Origin of the sequence: Mesorhizobium sp. M1365 (assembly GCF_040317865.1) — a bacterium.
GTDB lineage: Bacteria > Pseudomonadota > Alphaproteobacteria > Rhizobiales > Rhizobiaceae > Mesorhizobium.
Genome location: NZ_JAMYLG010000001.1, coordinates 34,633 through 52,795, shown reverse-complemented (window position 1 = coordinate 52,795; position 18,163 = coordinate 34,633). Strand labels below are relative to the sequence as shown.

Sequence of the window (18,163 nt, the reverse complement as noted above, 5' to 3'; positions counted from 1 at the left end):
GCGCGGGGCCGGTGCGTCTGCCTCACCTTGCCTTGGCTGTTCTGGCGATCCCGGCGATGGCCACGGCAATTGTCGCCGGCGGCCGCGCCGTCCAGAGCGAAGGCGGCGGCCCCTGGGAGCAAATCCAGGTCGGCGCTGAACCTCAGCCCGCCGCGCCGGCTACGTCGGCCATCCCGAAACCAGTTCCGGCCAAGCAGGCGGCGCATTCGAGGGCAATCGATCCAGAAATCGTGGTGCCGCCGCAGCCCGGTTCCAACGAGCTTGAACGGATAGAGCCGCGCGCCCCGTTGAGCGATCTGGCATTGGCCGCACCGCCCAAGCCGCCAAAAACGAAAATGCCTGACGACTGGAAAGGCACGAAACTATTCCAGCCCGTCGCGTCGGCCGCCGGGGTCATCGAAGCAAAGGGCTATTCGATTGCGGTTTCCGGTATCGACATCGTCAAGCAGGAGGAGACTTGCACCGACGGCGGCGAGTCCTGGAATTGCGGCATTCGGGCGCGAACGGCCTTCCGCGCCTTTCTCCGCAGTCGTGCGGTGGTCTGTGCCGTGCCGCCCGAAGGCGGTCGTGATCTGATCGCCGCCGAGTGCCGGATCGGCAATCAGGATATCGGCCAATGGCTGGTCGAAAATGGCTGGGCGCGCGCCGCCAAGGGCGGCCCTTACGCAGAAGCCGGCGAGAAGGCGCGTGCAGCAAAAAAAGGCGTCTTCGGGCCGGCGCCGAGCGTTTCAGGCCTGCCGCCGCTCCCGGCTGCTGCGTCGCGATCCGCGCCTGTAGCGCCTAGCTCGATCCTGGAGGAGCAAGACGGCGTCCTCATGCCGCCAGTTGACCAGCCAGCGCCCGCTGAATGAGCTCGCGCGTTTCGGCGATGCCGTAGAGCGCGGCGAAGGAGCCGAAGCGCGGTCCGCGTTCCTGACCTATCAGCACCTGATAGATCATCTGGAAGAAGGCGACGGAGACACCGGGTCCGCCCTCCGGGCTCTGCTTGGAATGGTCCTGGTAGCGCTCGATCTTGCGCGCAACATTGAGGGCAGCGTTCTGGATTGCCTCGCTGTCGGCATCAGCCGGCAGCGCGGCGAGCGCTACCGAAAGCTTGGTCAGCGCCTCGCGCTCGACCGCGTCGGCAGCACGGTACACTTTCGCCGGCTTCACGAAATCGTCGAAATAGCGGATGGCATATTCGGCCAGCCGGTCGAGCTCGGGATGGGTTGTCGGCGTCACACCCGGCGCGTGGCGCGAAATGAAACCCCACAGCACGTCCCTGTTCTGCGCATTCGAGGCGCTGACCAGGTTGAGCAGCAGCGAGAACGGAACCGGCAGGTCGACTGCCGGGGGATTGCCGTCATGCATGTGCCAGACCGGATTGCCCAGCCGCTCCTTCCAGTCCTGCCTCTGATAGGCAGAGAGGAACGTGTAATATTCGTCTACCGCCTTCGGGATGACGTCGAAATAGAGCTTCTTCGCGGTTCGCGGGCGCTGGAACATATAAAGGCTAAGGCTCTCGGTCGGCGCGTAAGTCAGCCACTCGTCGATGGTCAGCCCATTGCCCTTCGACTTCGAGATCTTCTGGCCGTTCTCATCGAGGAACAGCTCGTAATTGAAGCCCTCCGGTGCCGGAGCATCGAGCGCGCGGCAAATCTGCCCGGCGAGCTTGACGGAATCGATCAGATCCTTGCCGGACATCTCGTAATCGACGCCGAGTGCTGCCCACCGCATCGCCCAATCTGGCTTCCATTGCAGCTTGGCATGACCGCCGGTCACCGGCGTCTCGAAGCGCTCGCCGGTGTCCGGGTCGCGCCACACGATGGTGCCGGCGTCGAGCTTGCGCTCGTCGATCGCGACTTGCATGACGATGCCGGTCTTGGGATGGATCGGCAGGAAGGGCGAATAGCTCAGCGCCCGCTCCTCGCGCAGCGACGGCAGCATAATTGCCATCACCTTATCGAAGCGCTCGAGCATCTTGAGCAGCGTCGCGTCGAAGCGGCCGGAAGTATAATAGTCGGTCGAGGAAGCGAATTCGTAATCGAAGCCGAAACGGTCGAGGAAAGTGCGCAGCCGTGCGTTATTGGCGGCGCCGAAGGACGGATACTCATTGGAGAACGGGTCCGGTATCCTGGTCAGCGGCTTGCCGAGATAGGCGCGCAGCATGTCCTTGTTAGGCACATTGTCAGGCACCTTGCGCAATCCGTCCATGTCGTCGGAGAAGCACAGCAGCCGCGTCTTGACCTTGTCTTCAGTCAGCACGCGGAAGGCGTGGCGCACCATAGATGTGCGCGCCACCTCGCCGAACGTGCCGATGTGCGGCAGGCCGGACGGGCCGTAGCCGGTCTCGAACAGCACCGTTTCCGGGTAGCCGCTGCTCGCGTAGCGGGCGGCGATCTTTTTCGCTTCCTCGAATGGCCACGCCTTGCTTTCGGCGGCGGCGGCGAGGACTTCCGGGCTGAGATCGATCGGCTGTTGTTCGGCCATGATGCTATTCCTGCAACTTTGCCAGCATCCATGCCGGCAGCCGCATGCTCTAGACCATGATCCCGAAAAGTGGAACCCGGTTTTCGGGCAGGACCGTGATCAGGCAAGAAGATTAAGAGCCCCCGTCCCGATAGTCAGGATGGATCAAGTTCCAAGGCGTGATCGGAGCGCCAACGATCGCGGCTGTTTTTCCTTGCGACGCCGGTCCCTCGTTCCTAACTTCGGGACCATCTCAAGGAGTTGTAAATGCCATTGTCGCCACACGAAGCCATGATCTACCTGATGGTCATCACCTCGGCGTCAGACCGCGACATGACCGACGTCGAACTGGCGCGGATCGGCGACGTCGTTCGATCCTGGCCGGTGTTTGAGGATTTCAACCAGGAGCGGCTGGTCGAGGTCGCCCAGGCCTGCCAGAAAATGCTGCATGAAAAGGATGGGCTGGAGGGCGTCCTGGCGCGCGTCGCCGAGGCGCTGCCCGAACGCCTGCGTGACACCGCCTATGCCGCCGCCTTCGAGGTCGCAGCTGTCGATCTCGAAATGCGCCTGGAGGAGGTACGCGTTCTGCAGCTCGTCCGCCGGGAACTCGACCTCGATGCGCTGACGGTCGCCGCCATTGCGCGAGCCGCCAAGGCCCGCCTTCGCACGCTGACCTGAGCCGGCGGCCAAGCTCAGAAAAAACTGACGGGAAAATAGCGCAGATAGAACTCGGCGAACGTGCCTTTCACCGAGATTTCCTGCAGCGCGTAGTCGAAAGCGGCGGCCAGTGCCGGATCGTCGGCCCTGGTGGCGATTGCCATGCCTGAGCCGAGATATTCGGGCGCCAGATAGGGGCCGCCGGCAAAGCGGCAGCAGCCCGCTGCATCCGAACCGCCGAGCCAGAAGGCGAAACGCATGCCGTCGCCGAAGGCGGCGTCGATCTTGCCGGCTTTCAGCTCGCCATAAAGCTCCTCCGGCTTTGCGAACGGGACGATTTGGACGTCGCCGAAATAATCGCGCAGCACCCGCTCGTGCGCGGAGCCGGCGATCACGCCGACACGCTTGCTGCGCAGCTTGTCGAACATTGGTTCGGTCAGCGCCTGTGTCTTCAGCATGATGAAGCGGGCCGGAAATTGCAGGTAGGAGCGTGAAAATGCGTATTTCGACCGCGACTCCGGCGTCGCGGCGATGCCGGCAATGATCGCTTCGCCCTCGCCTTTCCCGAGCGCACCTTCGAGCTCGGCCCAGGGCAGCGCCTGGATCTGGCATTTTTCGGCAACGCCGAGCTCGGCGCAGATGGCGCGCGCCAGGTCGACATGGAAGCCCGACAGCCGGCCTGCCCCATCGAGGAAATTGAACGGCGGGAAATCCGTGGTGGTCAGGAATCGCAGCCGCGGCAGCATCGAAAGGTCCGGCTTTGGCAGCCGCTCCTTGGCGTCCCAGAACACGGGCACCTGCGGCTCCGCGGCGAGCGCAGCAGCCGCAAGCGATTGCGCTCCGATCAATATCGAGATCAATGAAATGGATATGCGCCGAAACGCCACGCGACGACTCCGTTCGGTCTTGCCCCGGCTTTCGTACGAAATAACACAGGTTTTTGTACGAAAAAAACACAGGTGCGACGGTTTTTGGTTTCATCATTGCAATTTAGGGATATTGTTTAGTGAGTTTGCAAGTGACTGCGTGATGCCGGCTGAAGAGGAGCAGTAGGACGCACGGGGGAGGCAGCTTTGCAGTCCGGGGTTGATGGCGTGGTGCGGGTTGATCACTGCCATTGGCCTCAAGAGCGGAAGGCAACATGGGGTAGATGTTGCGATGGGTCATTTCGATCGTACGCTGGAGTTGATAGATCAGTTGCAGCACGCCGGCACAGCCGCCGCCGTCTGCGAAAAGCTGTTGGGGGTAACAAGCGGGTTCGGGCTGACGGCGCTGATGGCCGGGACGGTTCCGCAACCTGGCACGCCGAGAAACCAGCAAAAGGACCATGTGCTGCTCTGCGACTGGCCGGCTGAATGGCTTGAGCGCTACGTCGCGCGCAACTACGTCGATCACGACCCCGTCGTCAGCCACATGAAGCAGCTTCAAGCGCCATTCCAGTGGCGGGAAGCATCTCAGGGCATCCGCATCGGCAAGAGCGGCGGCGAGGTGATGGGCGATGCCGGGGAATTCAAGCTGCGCGACGGGTTGGCCTTCCCGCTAATCACGCTCGATGGCCAGATCGTCATGGTGTCGCTAGGCGGCGAGGCTGTCGAATTGTCGAGCGCCGAGTTCGGGTTGGTGTCGCTGGTCTCGACTTATGCGATTGGCCGCGCAATGCAGCTCCACACCATGGCGGGCAAAACCATCGATCATGTCGAATTAACGCCGCGTGAGCGCGAATGCCTGCAATGGGCTGCTGTTGGCAAGTCCGAATGGGAGATTTCACAAATTCTCGGCATTTCGGAACACACGTCAGAGAAACACCTTCTTAACGCCAAAAGCAAACTCGGTGCCGTCAACCGGGTCCAGGCCGTCGCGGAAGCGATAAGGCGCGGCTATATTAACTAGGTCGGCCGCGCCGGCCTAGAAATTCTTGCTTGCGTGATCGCGTAATTTTTTTGGGAAAGCACGGCCGTATCTTCCTATTGAAACTAGGAGACGGCAAATGCTTTTTTCCCTCACAACCCAGGAATTGATGGAACGGCCCGACCTCTGGGAGGCAGTTCATCGTTTGCGTTACAGAGTTTTCGTCGAAGAGATGGGATGGACCGATCTGCAGCGCCCTGATGGCCTTGAGATCGATCAATTCGACCACGACGAGGCAGTGCACCAGATCGTCATCCGCAATGGCGAGCTCGCCGGTTATCAGCGGATGTTACCGACAACCCGGGCCCATCTTCTAACCGATGTGCTGGCGGACCTTTATGAGGGAACCCCACCGTCGGGCCCGAATGTCTATGAACTGACCCGCTATGCGGTTGCGCCGGGATTCCGCGACGGTCGGCGCGGCGTGTCGACTGTCGGCACCGAGCTGATCGCCGGCTTCGTCGAGTGGGGTCTGAAGCGCAACGTCAACCAGGTGATCATCGAATTCGAGCCGATGTGGGTGCTTCGCGCGCTGCAGCTGCATTTCCTGGCAACGCCGCTCGGTTACCAGCGTACCTATGGCAACCAGCAGGTGGTTGCCACACTGCTCACCTTCAACGAGCACACGCTCGACGTGGTGCGTTCGCGCCGCAACCACTTTGCGCCGGTGCTGGCCAGAGGGTACCCGGACATGCTCGGACAGAGACGCGCCTCGTGAGATTGGAGAGAGGCCATGAACGTTCACTCAAAAGCAGAATTCCGCAATCACACGCTGATCGTCACGGTATCGTCGGGTGACGGCCGCCCGGTGCTGGACAGGCGGGCCTATGAAAGCCTGGCCAGGACATTCCACGAAGCCGCTGTCGACGACGACGTCCGCGTAGTGGTCCTGCGCGGCTTGGCCGGGTGCTTCTGCCTCGGTGCCGATTTCTCCGAATTTCTCGACGCCACCAAACATCGGCGACTGATCGCCGCCGTCACCGATATGTTCCGCACGCTGGCGACGTTTCCGAAACCGGTCCTTGCCTGTGTCGACGGCGACGCCGTCGGCGTCGGTTGCACCATCCTGTTCCACTGCGACATGGTGATCGCCTCGAGCAAGAGCACGTTTCGGGTGCCGTTCGTCGATTTCGGCCTGGTGCCGGACGCGGCGACCAGCATTCTGGCGCCGCAGAAGCTCGGCTATGCCGGGGCGTTCCGCTTCTTCTGCCTGGGCGACACGCTCGCCGCCGAAGATGCCAGGGCACTGGGCCTTGTCGGCGAGATCGTGACGGACGGCAGCGTCGAGGAAGCCACGTTGGCAAGAGCCAGGCAACTCGCCAAGAAGCCTGTCGCGGCGCTGCTACAGACGCGCGACCTGCTTAGGGGCGACACCGGCGCGCTCTGCGACCGCATCGATCAGGAGATCTCGCTTTTCCAGCAGGCGCTGCAGGACGACACCACGCTGAAGCGACTGCAGCGGATTGCCCGGCTGGCGGCATGAGAGCCGCGTATCGATGAGGTGAGCTTATTTTTCGAGGAAAGTCGGCCCTTCGCCGATGATCTTCTTGTCCTCCTTGCCGATGACGTCGAGGTCGCGGCCGTCATAGGGAAGCGAAAGGAGAATGCGCTGCATGACGGCCAGCCGCGCGCGCCGTTTGTCGTTCGCCCGCACAATGATCCAGGGCGCGAACTCCTTGTGCGTGCGCTCGACCATCAGGTCGCGCGCTTTGGTGTATTCGTCCCATTTGGTGATGCCGGCGATGTCGATTGGCGAAAACTTCCAGCTCTTCAGCGGGCTCCAGCGGCGGTCGTGGAATCGCTCGAGCTGCGTTTCCCGGCCGATGTTCAGCCAGAATTTGAAGAAATGTATGCCCTCGTTGCGAATCATCCGCTCGAAATGCGGAACCTCGTCCAGAAATTGCTCGTGCTGCTCGGGCGTGCAGAATCCCATCACCGGTTCAACGCCGGCGCGGTTATACCAGGAGCGGTCGAAGGTGACGAATTCGCCCGACGTCGGGAAGTGGTCGACGTAGCGCTGGAAGTACCATTGTCCAAGCTCGGTGGGCGTTGGCTTGGTCAGCGCCACGTTGCGCGCCGTGCGAGGGTTCAGATACTGGCGCAAAACGAAGATCGTGCCGCCCTTGCCGGCAGCGTCGCGCCCCTCGAACAGCGACATTACCCGCTTGCCCGTCGACTGCAGCCACGCCTGCGCCTTGACCAGCTCGATCTGCAGCTTCTCTAGCCTCTCGTCATACTCCTCGCTCTTCATCTTCTTGTCGTAAGGGTAACCGCCGGCAGTGAGCTTGCGGTCCTCGACCCAGTCGGGAAGCGCGGGGGCCTCGATGTCGAACGCCCTCTCCTTGCCGCCGATCATGATCTTCAGCGGCCCCGATGAGGGTGCGGCGGGGCTTTCCTTGGCGTTTTTCATCGAGGCGAACCTTTCCAGCTTCCGGACTCGTGCTATTGGGAGCCTTACTGCATCGGCCCGAAAATCGGAATCGATTTTCGGAAAGAACGATGCAGCAGATAAAGAGGTAGAGCGTCCTTTGTGCGCCCAATTGGACGCACTGCGCTCTAGCGCCGGTCCAGCAAGAAGTTCTTGAAGTGGCCGCAGACGGAGCGCCAATGGCCGACATCGGCACAGAGCGGAGAGGCAGGGCGCAAACCGTCGCCATGCGGCTGTGGAACAGCCGCTGGCTGCTGGCGGCCGGTCTCGTTGCGGTTCTGATGGTCTATGGTTTTGCCGGCATGTCTGGCTATGTGGTGCTGCTGGCTGGCGCCGTGCTGGTTGCCGCTGCGATGCTGCCGGCCGGCATCGCCCGCCAATCGACCGAAAATGCCGCGGCCATCGAGTCGGGCGTGCAACAACTTTCCGGCGAATATCTCGCGGCGGCGGTTGCCGATCCGCTGATCATTTTCGATCGCTCCGCCGCCATCGTCCACGCCAACGCCGCTGCCTTTGCCGCCTTCGGTGGGATTGCCCCCGGCATGTCGCTGTCGCTGAAATTCCGCGCGCCGGAAATGCAGGCCTTGCTGGATAGCATCTTGGCGGGCAACGTCGCTTCGGACAGCGTCGACTACATAGAAAAGCTGCCGGTCGAACGAGCCTATCGGGTGAGCGCGTCTTCAGTCGGCCATGCCACGGATCTCTACGTGCTGGTGTTCAAGGACCAGAGTGAGGCGCGCCGGATCGACAGAATGCGTGCCGACTTCATTGCCAATGCCAGCCACGAGCTGCGCACGCCTCTCGCCTCGATCGCCGGCTTCATCGAGACGCTGCGCGGGCCGGCCCGCAACGACCCCGCGGCGCGCGAGCAGTTCCTGCAGATCATGCAGAACCAGACCAGCCGCATGGCGCGCCTCATCGACGACCTTCTGTCGCTGTCGCGCCTGGAGATGAAGCCCTATCTCAAGCCGGGAACCGAGGTCGAGCTGCGCCAGGCCATCGACAGCGTCATCGATTCGCTTGGGCCGCTCGCAAAGGAAAACGGCGTCGTCATCGAGCGTGATTTCGCGGAAGGGCCGCTCGACGTGCCCGGCGATCGGGACGAGCTTTTCCAGGTCTTCGAAAACCTGCTGGAAAACGCCTGCAAATATGGTCAGTCGGGCGGACGTGTCGTGGTGTCGATCATACGCAGCGACAGCGATCCCGAACCGGGCATCGACGTCACTATCAGGGATTTCGGCCCCGGCATCCCCGAAGAGCACATCCCGCGCATCACCGAGCGCTTCTACCGCGTCGACGTCGAGAACAGCCGAACCCAGAAGGGCACCGGCCTTGGCCTGTCCATCGTCAAGCATATCCTGACCCGCCACAACGCCAGACTCTCCATCAGGTCGGAGATCGGCAAGGGTGCGGCGTTCACGGTCCATTTGCCGGCTCGCTAACGTAGTACTATCTCCAGCACATAATGGGCCGTTTCTTTTTTCTGTCATCCGGCTAGCGTATCAGCGGGGATTCGAGGGAACGACTCAACCACGAGATCCCGGGAAGGCATTTCGTCCATGCAGTCCGTGCATATCGTCAGCGCCTATGACGAGGAGCTGAAATATCTGTCGAAGCGCATCGCTGCGATGGGCGGGCATGCCGAGCGCATGGTCGAGCAGGCGGTCACGGCGCTGGTCAATGCGGATCCGGGGCTTGCCCAGAAAGTCATTCGGGACGACCTAGTTCTGGATGAGGGACAGCGCGAGATCGACGACAAGGCGATCATCATCATCGCCAAACGCCAGCCGATGGCGACGGATCTGCGCGAGATCGTCGGCGCGATCCGCATCTCGGCTGATCTCGAACGGGTAGGCGACCTCGGCAAGAACGTCGCCAAGCGGGTGGTTGCCGTCGCAGACGGGCGCCAGCCGAACAGCCTGTTCCGCGGCCTCGAGGCTTTGGCCAATCTGGCACTGGCCCAGCTCAAGGAAGTACTCGACGTCTATGCGTCGCGGTCGGTGGAGAAAATCGGTTTCGTGCGCGACCGCGACGACCAGATCGACGCCATGTACACCTCTCTGTTTCGCGAATTGCTGACCTACATGATGGAAGACCCACGCAACATCACGCCCTGCACACATCTCCTGTTTTGCGCCAAGAACATCGAGCGCATCGGCGACCACGCCACCAACATCGCCGAGACGATCTACTATATCGTCACCGGCGACCAGATGCCGGCCGATCGTCCGAAGGGCGATAAGACGGACAAGATTATTCTTCCCGCAACCCAACCAGCGAAGTGAGTTCTCTCAGCACTGATGCGAATTTCGGATTCGCCACCCGACAGAAAATTGCGCTAAGCTTTCGACGCGCCGACTTCTCAGTTCCGCGATGAAGGCCCCGCCTTCAGGAGGCTGCGATGGAATATGTCCGCGAGTTTGCTCCTGCGCCGCCGATGTCGGGTATAATCGCTTGCGGCGTCTATACGGCTGGGCGGCGCATCGCCGACATTCCGATCGAGGAAGCCGGCGAATGGGCCGGGAAGCCGGGCCACGTGGTCTGGATCGGACTGCTGGAGCCCGACCGCAATTTGTTGCTGCGCGTCCAGGCGCAATTCCATCTGCATGAGCTGGCGATCGAGGACGCCGAGCATCCGCACCAGCGACCGAAGATCGAGCAATATGGTGATGCCCTGTTCATCGTTGCCCGCACGGCGCAGCTGATCGACAGCCGCGTCACCTTCGGCGAGACGCATCTGTTCGTCGGCGCGGGCTACATCGTCAGCGTCAGGCATGGCCCGTCGACCTCCTACGCCGCCGTTCGCCAGCATTGGGAAAGCTGCCCGCATTCCCTTGCCAAGGGCGAGGATTTCGTCCTCTACGCCATTCTCGATTTCATCGTCGACAACTATATGCCGGTGCTTGAGCAGATCGAAAACGAGGTCGAGGCGATCGAGGACAAGGTTCTGCTGAAACCGATGACCGGCTCCGATATCGAACGGCTTTACATGCTGCGCCGCGATCTCTTGCGCCTGCGTAATGCGGCCCTGCCGCTGGTCGAGGTCTGCCGGCGGCTCACCAGCGCCGATCTGCCGCAAATCCACACAGCCATGCACCCGCTGTTTCGCGACGTCACCGACCACATCCGCACTGTCCAGGAAAAGATCGACAGCCTGCGTGAGGTTCTCGCCTTCGCCTTCGAGGCGAGCCTTCTGGTCGGTCAAAGCCAGGAGACGGCGATCTCCAAGAAGCTTGCCTCATGGGCCGCAATCTTGGCCGTGCCGACGGCATTCGCCGGCATTTACGGCATGAATTTCAGCGACATGCCGGAACTGAGGATGGAATATGGCTACCCGGCCGTCCTGGCGGCAATTGCCCTGATCTGCACGTTTCTTTACTGGCGGTTTCGCAAGAATGGGTGGCTATGATGTGGGTGAATGATCAATAGTGAATAGGGCTAGGCAAGAGCCTTGCTTTCTTACTCCAAGCTCAGCCCGCCACCATTCACCATTCACCATTCACCATTCACCTGCTCCGCCGCCGCTCCGATGCCGGCTGGAACGCCACGCGGGCGTGGTACTTGCAGTAGGGGCCGGTTTCGGCGGCGTCGTTGCCGCAGAAATGGAAGTCTTCCGAAAGCGGATCGCCGTTCGGCCATTTGCAAGTGCGCTCGTTGAGTTCGACAAGTTGCAGATGCCGCGAGATCGGCACGACGACGTTCTCGACCGGGCGGATATAGTGGCGCGCCACCGGTTCGGCATCGAACTGCGCCTTGAGCGCGGTCGCACCGATCGACATCGAGGTGGTGGCATGGCGCGTGGCGCTTGCTGCCCGGGACACCGATTTCTGGATCGTCGATCCCTGCACCGTCTTCTTCTGGCGTGCCGGTGAGGCGGTCGTGCGTCCGCGACCGGACAGTTTCAGCCGGTGCACTTTGCCGATGACCGCATTGCGGCTGACCCCGCCAAGCTGTGCGGCGATCTGGCTGGCGCTGAGGCCCTCCGACCACAATTTTCTGAGAAGTTCGACTCGCTCGTCAGTCCAGTTCATGAGACCGCGCTCCTGCTGAAACGTGCGGCAATCGGAATCCATTCCCGACCCGGCTTCTGCCGGGCAGACACCACATATATCGGGTGATTAGGTCCGCCGCACGAAATCTAGTTATTTCTCTGCTACAATTACCTTATGCGCTGACTCGGTGACAAGAGTCCCAAGGCCAACACGAATCGGTTTTTTCGGTTTTCCCCAACTTGCCCGGTCGCTTAGGAGCCGGCGTTATGCTGGGGGCTTGCCGCGCGACCCTTGCGCGACCTTTTCGTTGACTTCACGGCCGAAAAACACGATAAGCCACAAGGGCCGCCGCTTTGGCGGCTTTTTGATTTTTCCGGTTCCGGAGACGCATATAATGAGCGGTTCGGCGCTTTTCGAGACCTTTGTTCGCGCACCCCTGGCTTTCGACCACGGTGAAGGCACCTGGCTGGTCACCGACAAGGGCGAGCGATATCTCGATTTCGCCGGCGGCATCGCCGTGAATTCGTTGGGCTACAGCCATCCGCATCTGGTCGCGGCCCTCACCGAGCAGGCCGCCAAGCTCTGGCACGTCTCTAATCTGTACGAGATTCCGGGACAGAGCCGGCTCGGCGAGCGGCTGGCCGACGCAAGCTTTGCCGACAAGGTGTTCTTCACCAATTCCGGCGCAGAGGCGCTCGAATGCGCCATCAAGACGGCGCGGCGCTACCACTTCGTCAAGGGCCATCCCGAGCGCTACCGCACAATCACCTTCGAAGGCGCCTTCCACGGCCGCACCCTGGCGACCATCGCCGCCGGCGGCCAGTACAAGTATCTGGAAGGTTTCGGCCCCAAGGTCGACGGCTTCGACCAGGTCGGTTTCGACGATGTGGATGCCACCGAGAAGGCGATCACGCCTGAAACCGCGGCGATCCTGATCGAGCCGGTGCAAGGCGAGGGCGGCATCAGGCAAGTGCCGACGCAATCGCTGAAGCGGCTCAGGCAGCTCTGCGATCAGCACGGACTGCTCCTGATTTTCGACGAGGTCCAATGCGGCGTCGGCCGCACCGGAAAGCTGTTCGCGCATGAGTGGGCGGGTGTCACCCCCGACCTCATGGCGGTGGCCAAAGGCATCGGCGGCGGCTTCCCGATGGGTGCCTGCCTCGCCACCGACGAGGCAGCGGTCGGCATGACCGCCGGCGTGCACGGCACCACCTTCGGCGGCAATCCGCTGGCAATGGCGGTCGGCAACGCCGTGCTCGACGTGGTACTGGAAGACGGCTTTCTCGAAGACATCCAGCGCAAGGCACTGCTGTTGAAGCAGGGGCTCGCTGGCGTCGCCGACGAATTTCCGGATGTTATCGAAAGCATCAGGGGCACCGGCCTGATGCTCGGGCTTAAATGCGCGATGCCCAACACCAAGGTCACGGTGGCACTGCGTGACCAGCATCTCTTGACGGTTCCGGCCGGCGACAACGTTATCCGCCTGCTGCCGCCTCTCACCGTCACCGACGCCGAGATCCACGAAGCGCTCGAGCGCATTCGTGCCGGCGCCAAGAGCCTGGCAGATGCCATCGTCGCTGCCGCTGCGAAGTAATCCTGGAATTCCTGATGTCCCTTCGCCATTTCACCGATCTTTCCGCCGTTTCCGAAGGCGATCTGCGCTTCATGCTCGACGACGCAGCGGTGCGAAAGGCAAGGCTCAAGGCCGGCGAACGCAGCAAGCCGCTCGAAGGCAAGGTGCTGGCGATGATCTTCGATAAGCCGTCGACGCGCACGCGCGTGTCGTTCGACGTCGGTATGCGGCAGTTGGGTGGCGAGACGATCATGCTGACCGGCACCGAGATGCAGCTTGGCCGCTCGGAGACCATTGCCGACACGGCCAAGGTGCTGTCGCGCTACGTCGATGCCATCATGATCCGCACCACCTCGCATGACCGGCTGCTGGAACTGATGGAAAACGCTACGGTCCCCGTCATTAACGGGCTGACCGACGAGACCCACCCCTGCCAGCTGATGGCCGACATCATGACCTTCGAAGAGCACCGCGGTCCGGTGGCCGGTAAAACGATCGCCTGGACCGGCGACGGCAACAACGTGCTGCATTCGCTGCTGGAGGCATCCGCGCGGTTCCATTTCAAGCTGAATGTCGCCGTGCCCGAGGGCAGCGAACCGGCCCAGAAGCATGTCGACTGGTCGAAAGCCAATGGCGGCAAGCTGAAATTCACCCGTTCGCCCGAGGAGGCCGTTCACGAGGCCGACTGCATCGTCACCGACTGCTGGGTGTCGATGGGCCAGGAGCACCGTGCCCGCGGCCACAATGTCTTCCTGCCCTATCAGGTCAATGCGGCACTGATGGCGAAAGCCAAGCCGGATGCGCTGTTCATGCACTGTCTGCCGGCGCATCGCGGTGAGGAGGTTACCGACGAGGTCATCGACGGACCGCATTCGGTGGTGTTCGATGAGGCCGAGAACCGGCTCCATGCCCAGAAGGCGGTCCTGGCCTGGTGCCTGGGCGCTTGATACGAGCCGCGGTGATCCGGGCCGGCCTGATCTGCGCCGCCTTGATCTGGGCCGCCTTGATCCGGGAGTTGGTGGTGCCTATCTCAGGCGCATCACGCAAATCGAGCGCGTCTCGTCGCATGCGCCCCGGAGGGCGGCATCGCCGCGCCCCGGAGCTTTGTCATGTTGGAAACTCATCAATTGGCTGAACATAAACCCAAGCTCGGCGAATTCGGCTACGCCGGCGACGACCATGTCGTGCCGTTCGAGGTCGGCCCGCTCGACGTGCGCGGTCGCACCGTCCAGCTCGGGCCGATGCTCGATGCTATTCTCAGCCGCCACGACTATCCCGAGCCGGTCGCCCGGCTCCTGGCTGAAGCCTGTGTGTTGACGGTATTGCTCGGAACTTCGCTGAAGTTCGAGGGCAAGTTCATTCTGCAGACCCGCACCGACGGGCCGGTCGACATGCTGGTCGCGGATTTCTCCACGCCGCACGCGCTGCGCGCTTATGCCCGCTTCGATGCCGACCGGCTGCAGGCTTTGACTTCTGCCGGCGAGACGTCACCGCAGACGCTGCTCGGCAGCGGCGTCCTGGCGCTGACCATCGACCAGGGCGCTCACACACAACGCTACCAGGGCATCGTCCAGCTCGACGGCGTCACACTGGAAGATGCCGCACGCACTTATTTCCGCCAGTCTGAGCAGATTCCGACCGACCTCCGGCTTTCGGTTGCCAAGCTTCTGACGCCCGGCGTCGGCGGTGCCCGCGAGCAATGGCGGGCCGGTGGCCTGCTGGCACAATTCCTGCCGCAGTCGGCGGAGCGCATGCGCGTACCCGACCTTCCCGGTGGCGATGGCGATCCGCGTGAGGAAATCCACGACCCGACCGACAATTCCTGGCAGGAGCTGCTGGCGCTGCTTGGTACTATTGAACCGACCGAGCTGATCGATCCGACGATCGGCGCCGAACGGCTGCTTTACCGGCTTTTCCACGAGCATGGCGTCCGCGTGTTCGGCGGGGTGCCGGTCGCCGACCAGTGCTCATGCTCGAGGGAGAAGATCCACGGCATCCTCGAAGGCTTTTCCGCCGAGGAGATCAGGGACAGCACCGAGGATGGCAGCATTCACGTCGCCTGCGAATTCTGCTCGAAGCAATATGACTTCGACCCGGCGGAGTTTGCAGCGGCCGGATGACGGCCGTCAATTGACGGTGCGCCGCATTCCCGGCAAGTCGAGCGAGAAGGCGGGGATGGCGACGTCGAACGTCTCGCCCCGCCTGTTGCGCATGGTGTAGTGCCCGACCATGATGCCGGACGGCGTCGAGAGCGGGCATCCAGACGTATACTGATAGCTGTCGCCGGGGTTGAGTCCGGGTTGCTCGCCGACGACCCCGGGGCCGCGCACTTCCTCGACCTTGCCGGTGCCGTCGGTAATGTGCCAGTAGCGCGACAGAAGCTGCACGAACTCATCCGACTGATTGTCGATGGTCACCTGATATCCCCAGACATAGCGGTTTTGCGGAGGGTCGGAGTGATCCTCCAGATAGAACGGCCTGACCTGCACTTCGATGTTGCGGGTGACGGCGCTGTACATAAATTGCTCCAAAGCAATGTAGATGGAACTTTCGACGCTCAGCGCAGTTTGATCAACGATGCGCGTCATCTCCTTGCCCGACTCGAGCGCAGGTGCCGAAAAACAATGTCATTTAAGTGACACATGACAATGATGGTGTGCAGGCTTGTGCCGGGCGACTCAGCGTTCTGTCGAATTGTTGAAAACGGCCGTCATGCGGCCGGCACTTCTGGAGTGACCAGATCTCGATGGAACCGACATTCGCAGCCGCCCTCCTTTCCATAGCCCTCCTTCTTTCAAATCTCGCCAGCATCCTGTTAGCTTCGCTGAAGCTGAAGCGACCAGCCAGGATCGCACCGCCCGCGGCCAACGCGCCGCCGGTATCGATCGTCATCCCGGCGCGCGGCGTCGAGCCGTTTGCCGAAGAGACGCTGGAGCGCGCCTTCTCACTCGACTGGCCGCGCTACGAACTCATCTTCTGCGTTGCCCATGCCGACGACCCGGTGGTCAAGCCGATCACCGCCGCAATGGCGCGCTTTCCAGCTATTCGCGCCCGCCTTCTAGTCGGTGACGACCGCATCAGCGGCAATCCAAAACTCAACAATTGCGTGAAGGGTTGGGAAGCGGCGCATTATCGCTGGGTCATCCTTGCCGATTCCAATGTGCTTATGCCGAGCGACTACGTCCAGCAGCTGATGGCGGCATGGCGGCATGGCACTGGCCTCGTCTGCTCGACGCCGATCGGCTCACGGCCGGACGGCTTCTGGGGGGAGGTCGAATGCGCCTTTCTCAACACGCTGCAGGCACGCTGGCAGTACGCCGGAGAGGCGCTCGGCCTCGGCTTCGCGCAGGGCAAGAGCATGTTGTGGAACAAGCCGATGCTCGACGCCAATGGCGGCATCCGCGCGCTTGCCGCCGAGATCGCCGAGGACGCCGCCGCGACCAAGCTGGTCAACGGGCTCGGACTGCGGGTCAATCTTGTCGCCTCGCCCTTCGAACAGCCGCTCGGCCGGCGCACGCTTGGCGAGATCTGGTCGCGGCAGGCGCGCTGGGCGCGGCTGCGCCGCGTCACCTTCGCGCTGTTCTTCGCCCCCGAGATCCTGAGCGGCGCGGCGCCGCCGCGGGTGCGTGCGCTGCTAGGGGCGGCTGACGCCGGCGTCAGCCTGCCGGCAACCGCCATCGCCGTGCTGGTCGCGGCCTACCTGCCGGAATGCGCCTTGGCCTCGGCCAAGGGATGGCAGCTGTCGCCGCGCACGATCCCGGCGATGATGGCGCGAGACCTGATGCTTCCCGCCATTTGGGCGCGCGGATGGCTGAGCGGCGCCGTCGACTGGCGCGGCAATGTGATGACTATCCAGACCAAGGCCGTCGCGGAGCTGGAAGAGACCCCGTCCGGCGCCTGATCGGCGCGTCCCCGCTCGCCTCTGTTCGGCCAGCCCTTATCCGGCAACTCTCAGTGCCTGCTCGATGTCTTCGAGCAGGTCGTCGGCGTCCTCAAGGCCAACTGACAGCCTGAGCGTTCCCGGTCCGATGCCGAGCTCGGCGCGGGCCTCATCGGTCAAGTTCTTGTGCGTCGTCGTGGCCGGATGGGTGATCAGGCTCTTGGCGTCGCCGAGATTGTTGGAAATGAGCACGACGTCGAGTGCGTTCTGGAAGGCAAAGGCCGCCTGCTTGCCGCCCTTCACATCGAGGCAAATCAGCGTCGAGCCACCCGACATCTGCTTCTTGACTACGGCCGCTTGCGGGTGGTCGGCACGGCCGGGATAGATGACACGGGCGATTTGCGGGCGCTCGGCCAGGAAATCCGCGATGCGGCCGGCACTTTCCGTCTGCTGGCGTACGCGTAGCGGCAGCGTCTCCAGGCCTTTCAGCAGCGTCCAGGCATTGAAGGGCGAGAGGCTTGGGCCGGTGTGGCGGAAATAGTCATGCAGGTTCTCGTCGATCCATTTCTTGTCCGACAGAACGATGCCGCCAAGACAGCGCCCCTGGCCGTCAATATGCTTCGTGGCCGAATAGACGACGATGTGGGCGCCGAGCTGCAGGGGTTTCTGCTGCAAGGGCGTGGCGAAGACGTTGTCGACGATCAACCTGGCGCCGATCGCATTGGCAAGTGCCGCGACGGCGGCAATGTCGATCACTTCCAGCGTAGGATTGGTCGGGCTTTCCAGGAAGAACAGTTTGGTGTTTGGCTTGACCGCCTTTTCCCAATTGGCCATGTCGGTGCCGTCGACCAGCGTTGCCTCAATGCCGTATTTCGGCGCCAGCGTCTCGACCACCCAGCGGCAGGAGCCGAACAGCGCGCGCGCCGCCACGATATGGTCGCCCGCCTTGGCGCTGCACAGCAGTGCTGCCGTCACCGCCGCCATGCCGGATGCCGTGGCGCGCGCGTCCTCGGCTCCTTCCAGCGCGCACATGCGTTTTTCAAACATGTCGACCGTCGGATTGGCATAGCGCGAATAGATGAAGCCCGGCTCCTCGCCCTTGAAGCGGGCCTCCGCCGCTTGCGCCGTCTCGTAGACATAGCCTTGGGTGAGATACATCGCCTCGGAGGTCTCGCCGAAGCCGGAACGCAGCGTTCCGGCATGCACGAGTGCGGTCTGAGGCTTCCAGTCGCGCTTCTTGGTCATCATTCCATCCAAACACCAAAATTGGTCCAAAC

The 18,163-nt window shown here is 62.5% G+C and carries 18 protein-coding genes; 12 read left to right on the top strand and 6 right to left on the bottom strand.

Features of this window, described 5'->3' with window-relative positions:
- Positions 1 to 11 precede the first annotated feature (11 nt).
- Positions 12 to 851, top strand: coding sequence for a thermonuclease family protein (locus NKH04_RS00245; protein WP_352813677.1), 840 nt, complete (start codon positions 12 to 14; stop codon positions 849 to 851).
- Here the strand turns inward: NKH04_RS00245 and NKH04_RS00240 are convergent.
- Positions 814 to 2,469: a lysine--tRNA ligase gene (locus tag NKH04_RS00240; RefSeq protein ID WP_352685723.1), complete on the bottom strand. Its 1,656-nt coding sequence runs from the start codon at positions 2,467 to 2,469 to the stop codon at positions 814 to 816. The two genes, NKH04_RS00245 and NKH04_RS00240, sit on opposite strands and share 38 nt — an antisense overlap.
- A 246-nt stretch (positions 2,470 to 2,715) precedes the next feature.
- On the opposite strand from NKH04_RS00240, the gene NKH04_RS00235 reads away from it, so the two are divergent.
- A complete protein-coding gene (locus NKH04_RS00235; protein WP_023677339.1) occupies positions 2,716 to 3,126 on the top strand; it encodes a tellurite resistance TerB family protein in 411 nt (136 codons plus the stop codon).
- 14 nt (positions 3,127 to 3,140) lie between these two features.
- On the opposite strand, the gene NKH04_RS00230 is transcribed toward NKH04_RS00235, so the two are convergent.
- Positions 3,141 to 3,992 (bottom strand): ABC transporter substrate-binding protein, encoded by an 852-nt coding sequence (locus NKH04_RS00230; protein ID WP_352501702.1) that lies wholly within the window; start codon positions 3,990 to 3,992, stop codon positions 3,141 to 3,143.
- Positions 3,993 to 4,263: 271 nt separating this feature from the next.
- On the opposite strand from NKH04_RS00230, the gene NKH04_RS00225 reads away from it, so the two are divergent.
- The 3 genes from NKH04_RS00225 to NKH04_RS00215 all read left to right on the top strand — a co-directional run bounded on the left by NKH04_RS00225 (position 4,264) and on the right by NKH04_RS00215 (position 6,496).
- Positions 4,264 to 4,995, top strand: coding sequence for a helix-turn-helix transcriptional regulator (locus tag NKH04_RS00225; protein WP_023677341.1), 732 nt, complete (start codon positions 4,264 to 4,266; stop codon positions 4,993 to 4,995).
- 97 nt (positions 4,996 to 5,092) lie between these two features.
- Positions 5,093 to 5,731, top strand: a complete 639-nt coding sequence (locus tag NKH04_RS00220) for an acyl-homoserine-lactone synthase (RefSeq protein WP_023677342.1) — start codon at positions 5,093 to 5,095, stop codon at positions 5,729 to 5,731.
- Positions 5,732 to 5,746: 15 nt separating this feature from the next.
- Positions 5,747 to 6,496: an enoyl-CoA hydratase-related protein gene (locus tag NKH04_RS00215; protein ID WP_023677343.1), complete on the top strand. Its 750-nt coding sequence runs from the start codon at positions 5,747 to 5,749 to the stop codon at positions 6,494 to 6,496.
- Positions 6,497 to 6,520: 24 nt separating this feature from the next.
- On the opposite strand, the gene ppk2 is transcribed toward NKH04_RS00215, so the two are convergent.
- Positions 6,521 to 7,423, bottom strand: a complete 903-nt coding sequence (gene ppk2, locus NKH04_RS00210; RefSeq protein ID WP_352541301.1) for a polyphosphate kinase 2 — start codon at positions 7,421 to 7,423, stop codon at positions 6,521 to 6,523.
- 197 nt (positions 7,424 to 7,620) lie between these two features.
- Here ppk2 and NKH04_RS00205 point away from each other — a divergent pair, with 197 nt between their 5' ends.
- The 3 genes from NKH04_RS00205 (at position 7,621) to NKH04_RS00195 (ending at position 10,850) form a co-directional block, all read left to right on the top strand.
- On the top strand, positions 7,621 to 8,883 hold the full coding sequence (locus NKH04_RS00205; protein ID WP_353043899.1) for a sensor histidine kinase: 1,263 nt from the start codon (positions 7,621 to 7,623) through the stop codon (positions 8,881 to 8,883).
- Positions 8,884 to 9,000: 117 nt separating this feature from the next.
- The gene (phoU, locus tag NKH04_RS00200) at positions 9,001 to 9,726 is read left to right on the top strand and encodes a phosphate signaling complex protein PhoU (protein ID WP_353043898.1); all 726 of its coding nucleotides are present in this window, start codon (positions 9,001 to 9,003) and stop codon (positions 9,724 to 9,726) included.
- Positions 9,727 to 9,842: 116 nt separating this feature from the next.
- Positions 9,843 to 10,850: a magnesium and cobalt transport protein CorA gene (locus NKH04_RS00195; RefSeq protein ID WP_023677347.1), complete on the top strand. Its 1,008-nt coding sequence runs from the start codon at positions 9,843 to 9,845 to the stop codon at positions 10,848 to 10,850.
- A gap of 97 nt (positions 10,851 to 10,947) precedes the next feature.
- Here the strand turns inward: NKH04_RS00195 and NKH04_RS00190 are convergent, their stop codons facing one another.
- Positions 10,948 to 11,472 carry a GcrA family cell cycle regulator gene (locus NKH04_RS00190; RefSeq protein ID WP_023677348.1) on the bottom strand — a complete coding sequence of 175 codons (525 nt, stop codon included), beginning with the start codon at positions 11,470 to 11,472 and terminating at the stop codon, positions 10,948 to 10,950.
- A 355-nt stretch (positions 11,473 to 11,827) separates the two neighbouring features.
- Here NKH04_RS00190 and NKH04_RS00185 point away from each other — a divergent pair, with 355 nt between their 5' ends.
- The 3 genes from NKH04_RS00185 (at position 11,828) to NKH04_RS00175 (ending at position 15,126) form a co-directional block, all read left to right on the top strand.
- The gene (locus tag NKH04_RS00185; protein WP_353043897.1) at positions 11,828 to 13,027 is read left to right on the top strand and encodes an aspartate aminotransferase family protein; all 1,200 of its coding nucleotides are present in this window, start codon (positions 11,828 to 11,830) and stop codon (positions 13,025 to 13,027) included.
- A 14-nt stretch (positions 13,028 to 13,041) separates the two neighbouring features.
- Positions 13,042 to 13,953, top strand: a complete 912-nt coding sequence (gene argF / locus NKH04_RS00180; RefSeq protein WP_352470112.1) for an ornithine carbamoyltransferase — start codon at positions 13,042 to 13,044, stop codon at positions 13,951 to 13,953.
- A 162-nt stretch (positions 13,954 to 14,115) separates the two neighbouring features.
- Entirely contained in the window at positions 14,116 to 15,126 is a 1,011-nt protein-coding gene (locus tag NKH04_RS00175; protein ID WP_352501705.1) for an Hsp33 family molecular chaperone, read from the top strand.
- A gap of 6 nt (positions 15,127 to 15,132) precedes the next feature.
- Here the strand turns inward: NKH04_RS00175 and apaG are convergent, their stop codons facing one another.
- Positions 15,133 to 15,525 carry a Co2+/Mg2+ efflux facilitator ApaG/CorD gene (gene apaG / locus NKH04_RS00170; protein ID WP_352470114.1) on the bottom strand — a complete coding sequence of 131 codons (393 nt, stop codon included), beginning with the start codon at positions 15,523 to 15,525 and terminating at the stop codon, positions 15,133 to 15,135.
- Between the two features lie 227 nt (positions 15,526 to 15,752).
- On the opposite strand from apaG, the gene NKH04_RS00165 reads away from it, so the two are divergent.
- Positions 15,753 to 16,907 (top strand): ceramide glucosyltransferase, encoded by a 1,155-nt coding sequence (locus NKH04_RS00165; RefSeq protein WP_353043896.1) that lies wholly within the window; start codon positions 15,753 to 15,755, stop codon positions 16,905 to 16,907.
- 36 nt (positions 16,908 to 16,943) lie between these two features.
- Here the strand turns inward: NKH04_RS00165 and NKH04_RS00160 are convergent, their stop codons facing one another.
- Positions 16,944 to 18,134, bottom strand: a complete 1,191-nt coding sequence (locus tag NKH04_RS00160; RefSeq protein WP_353032261.1) for an O-succinylhomoserine sulfhydrylase — start codon at positions 18,132 to 18,134, stop codon at positions 16,944 to 16,946.
- Between the last annotated feature and the right edge of the window lie 29 nt (positions 18,135 to 18,163).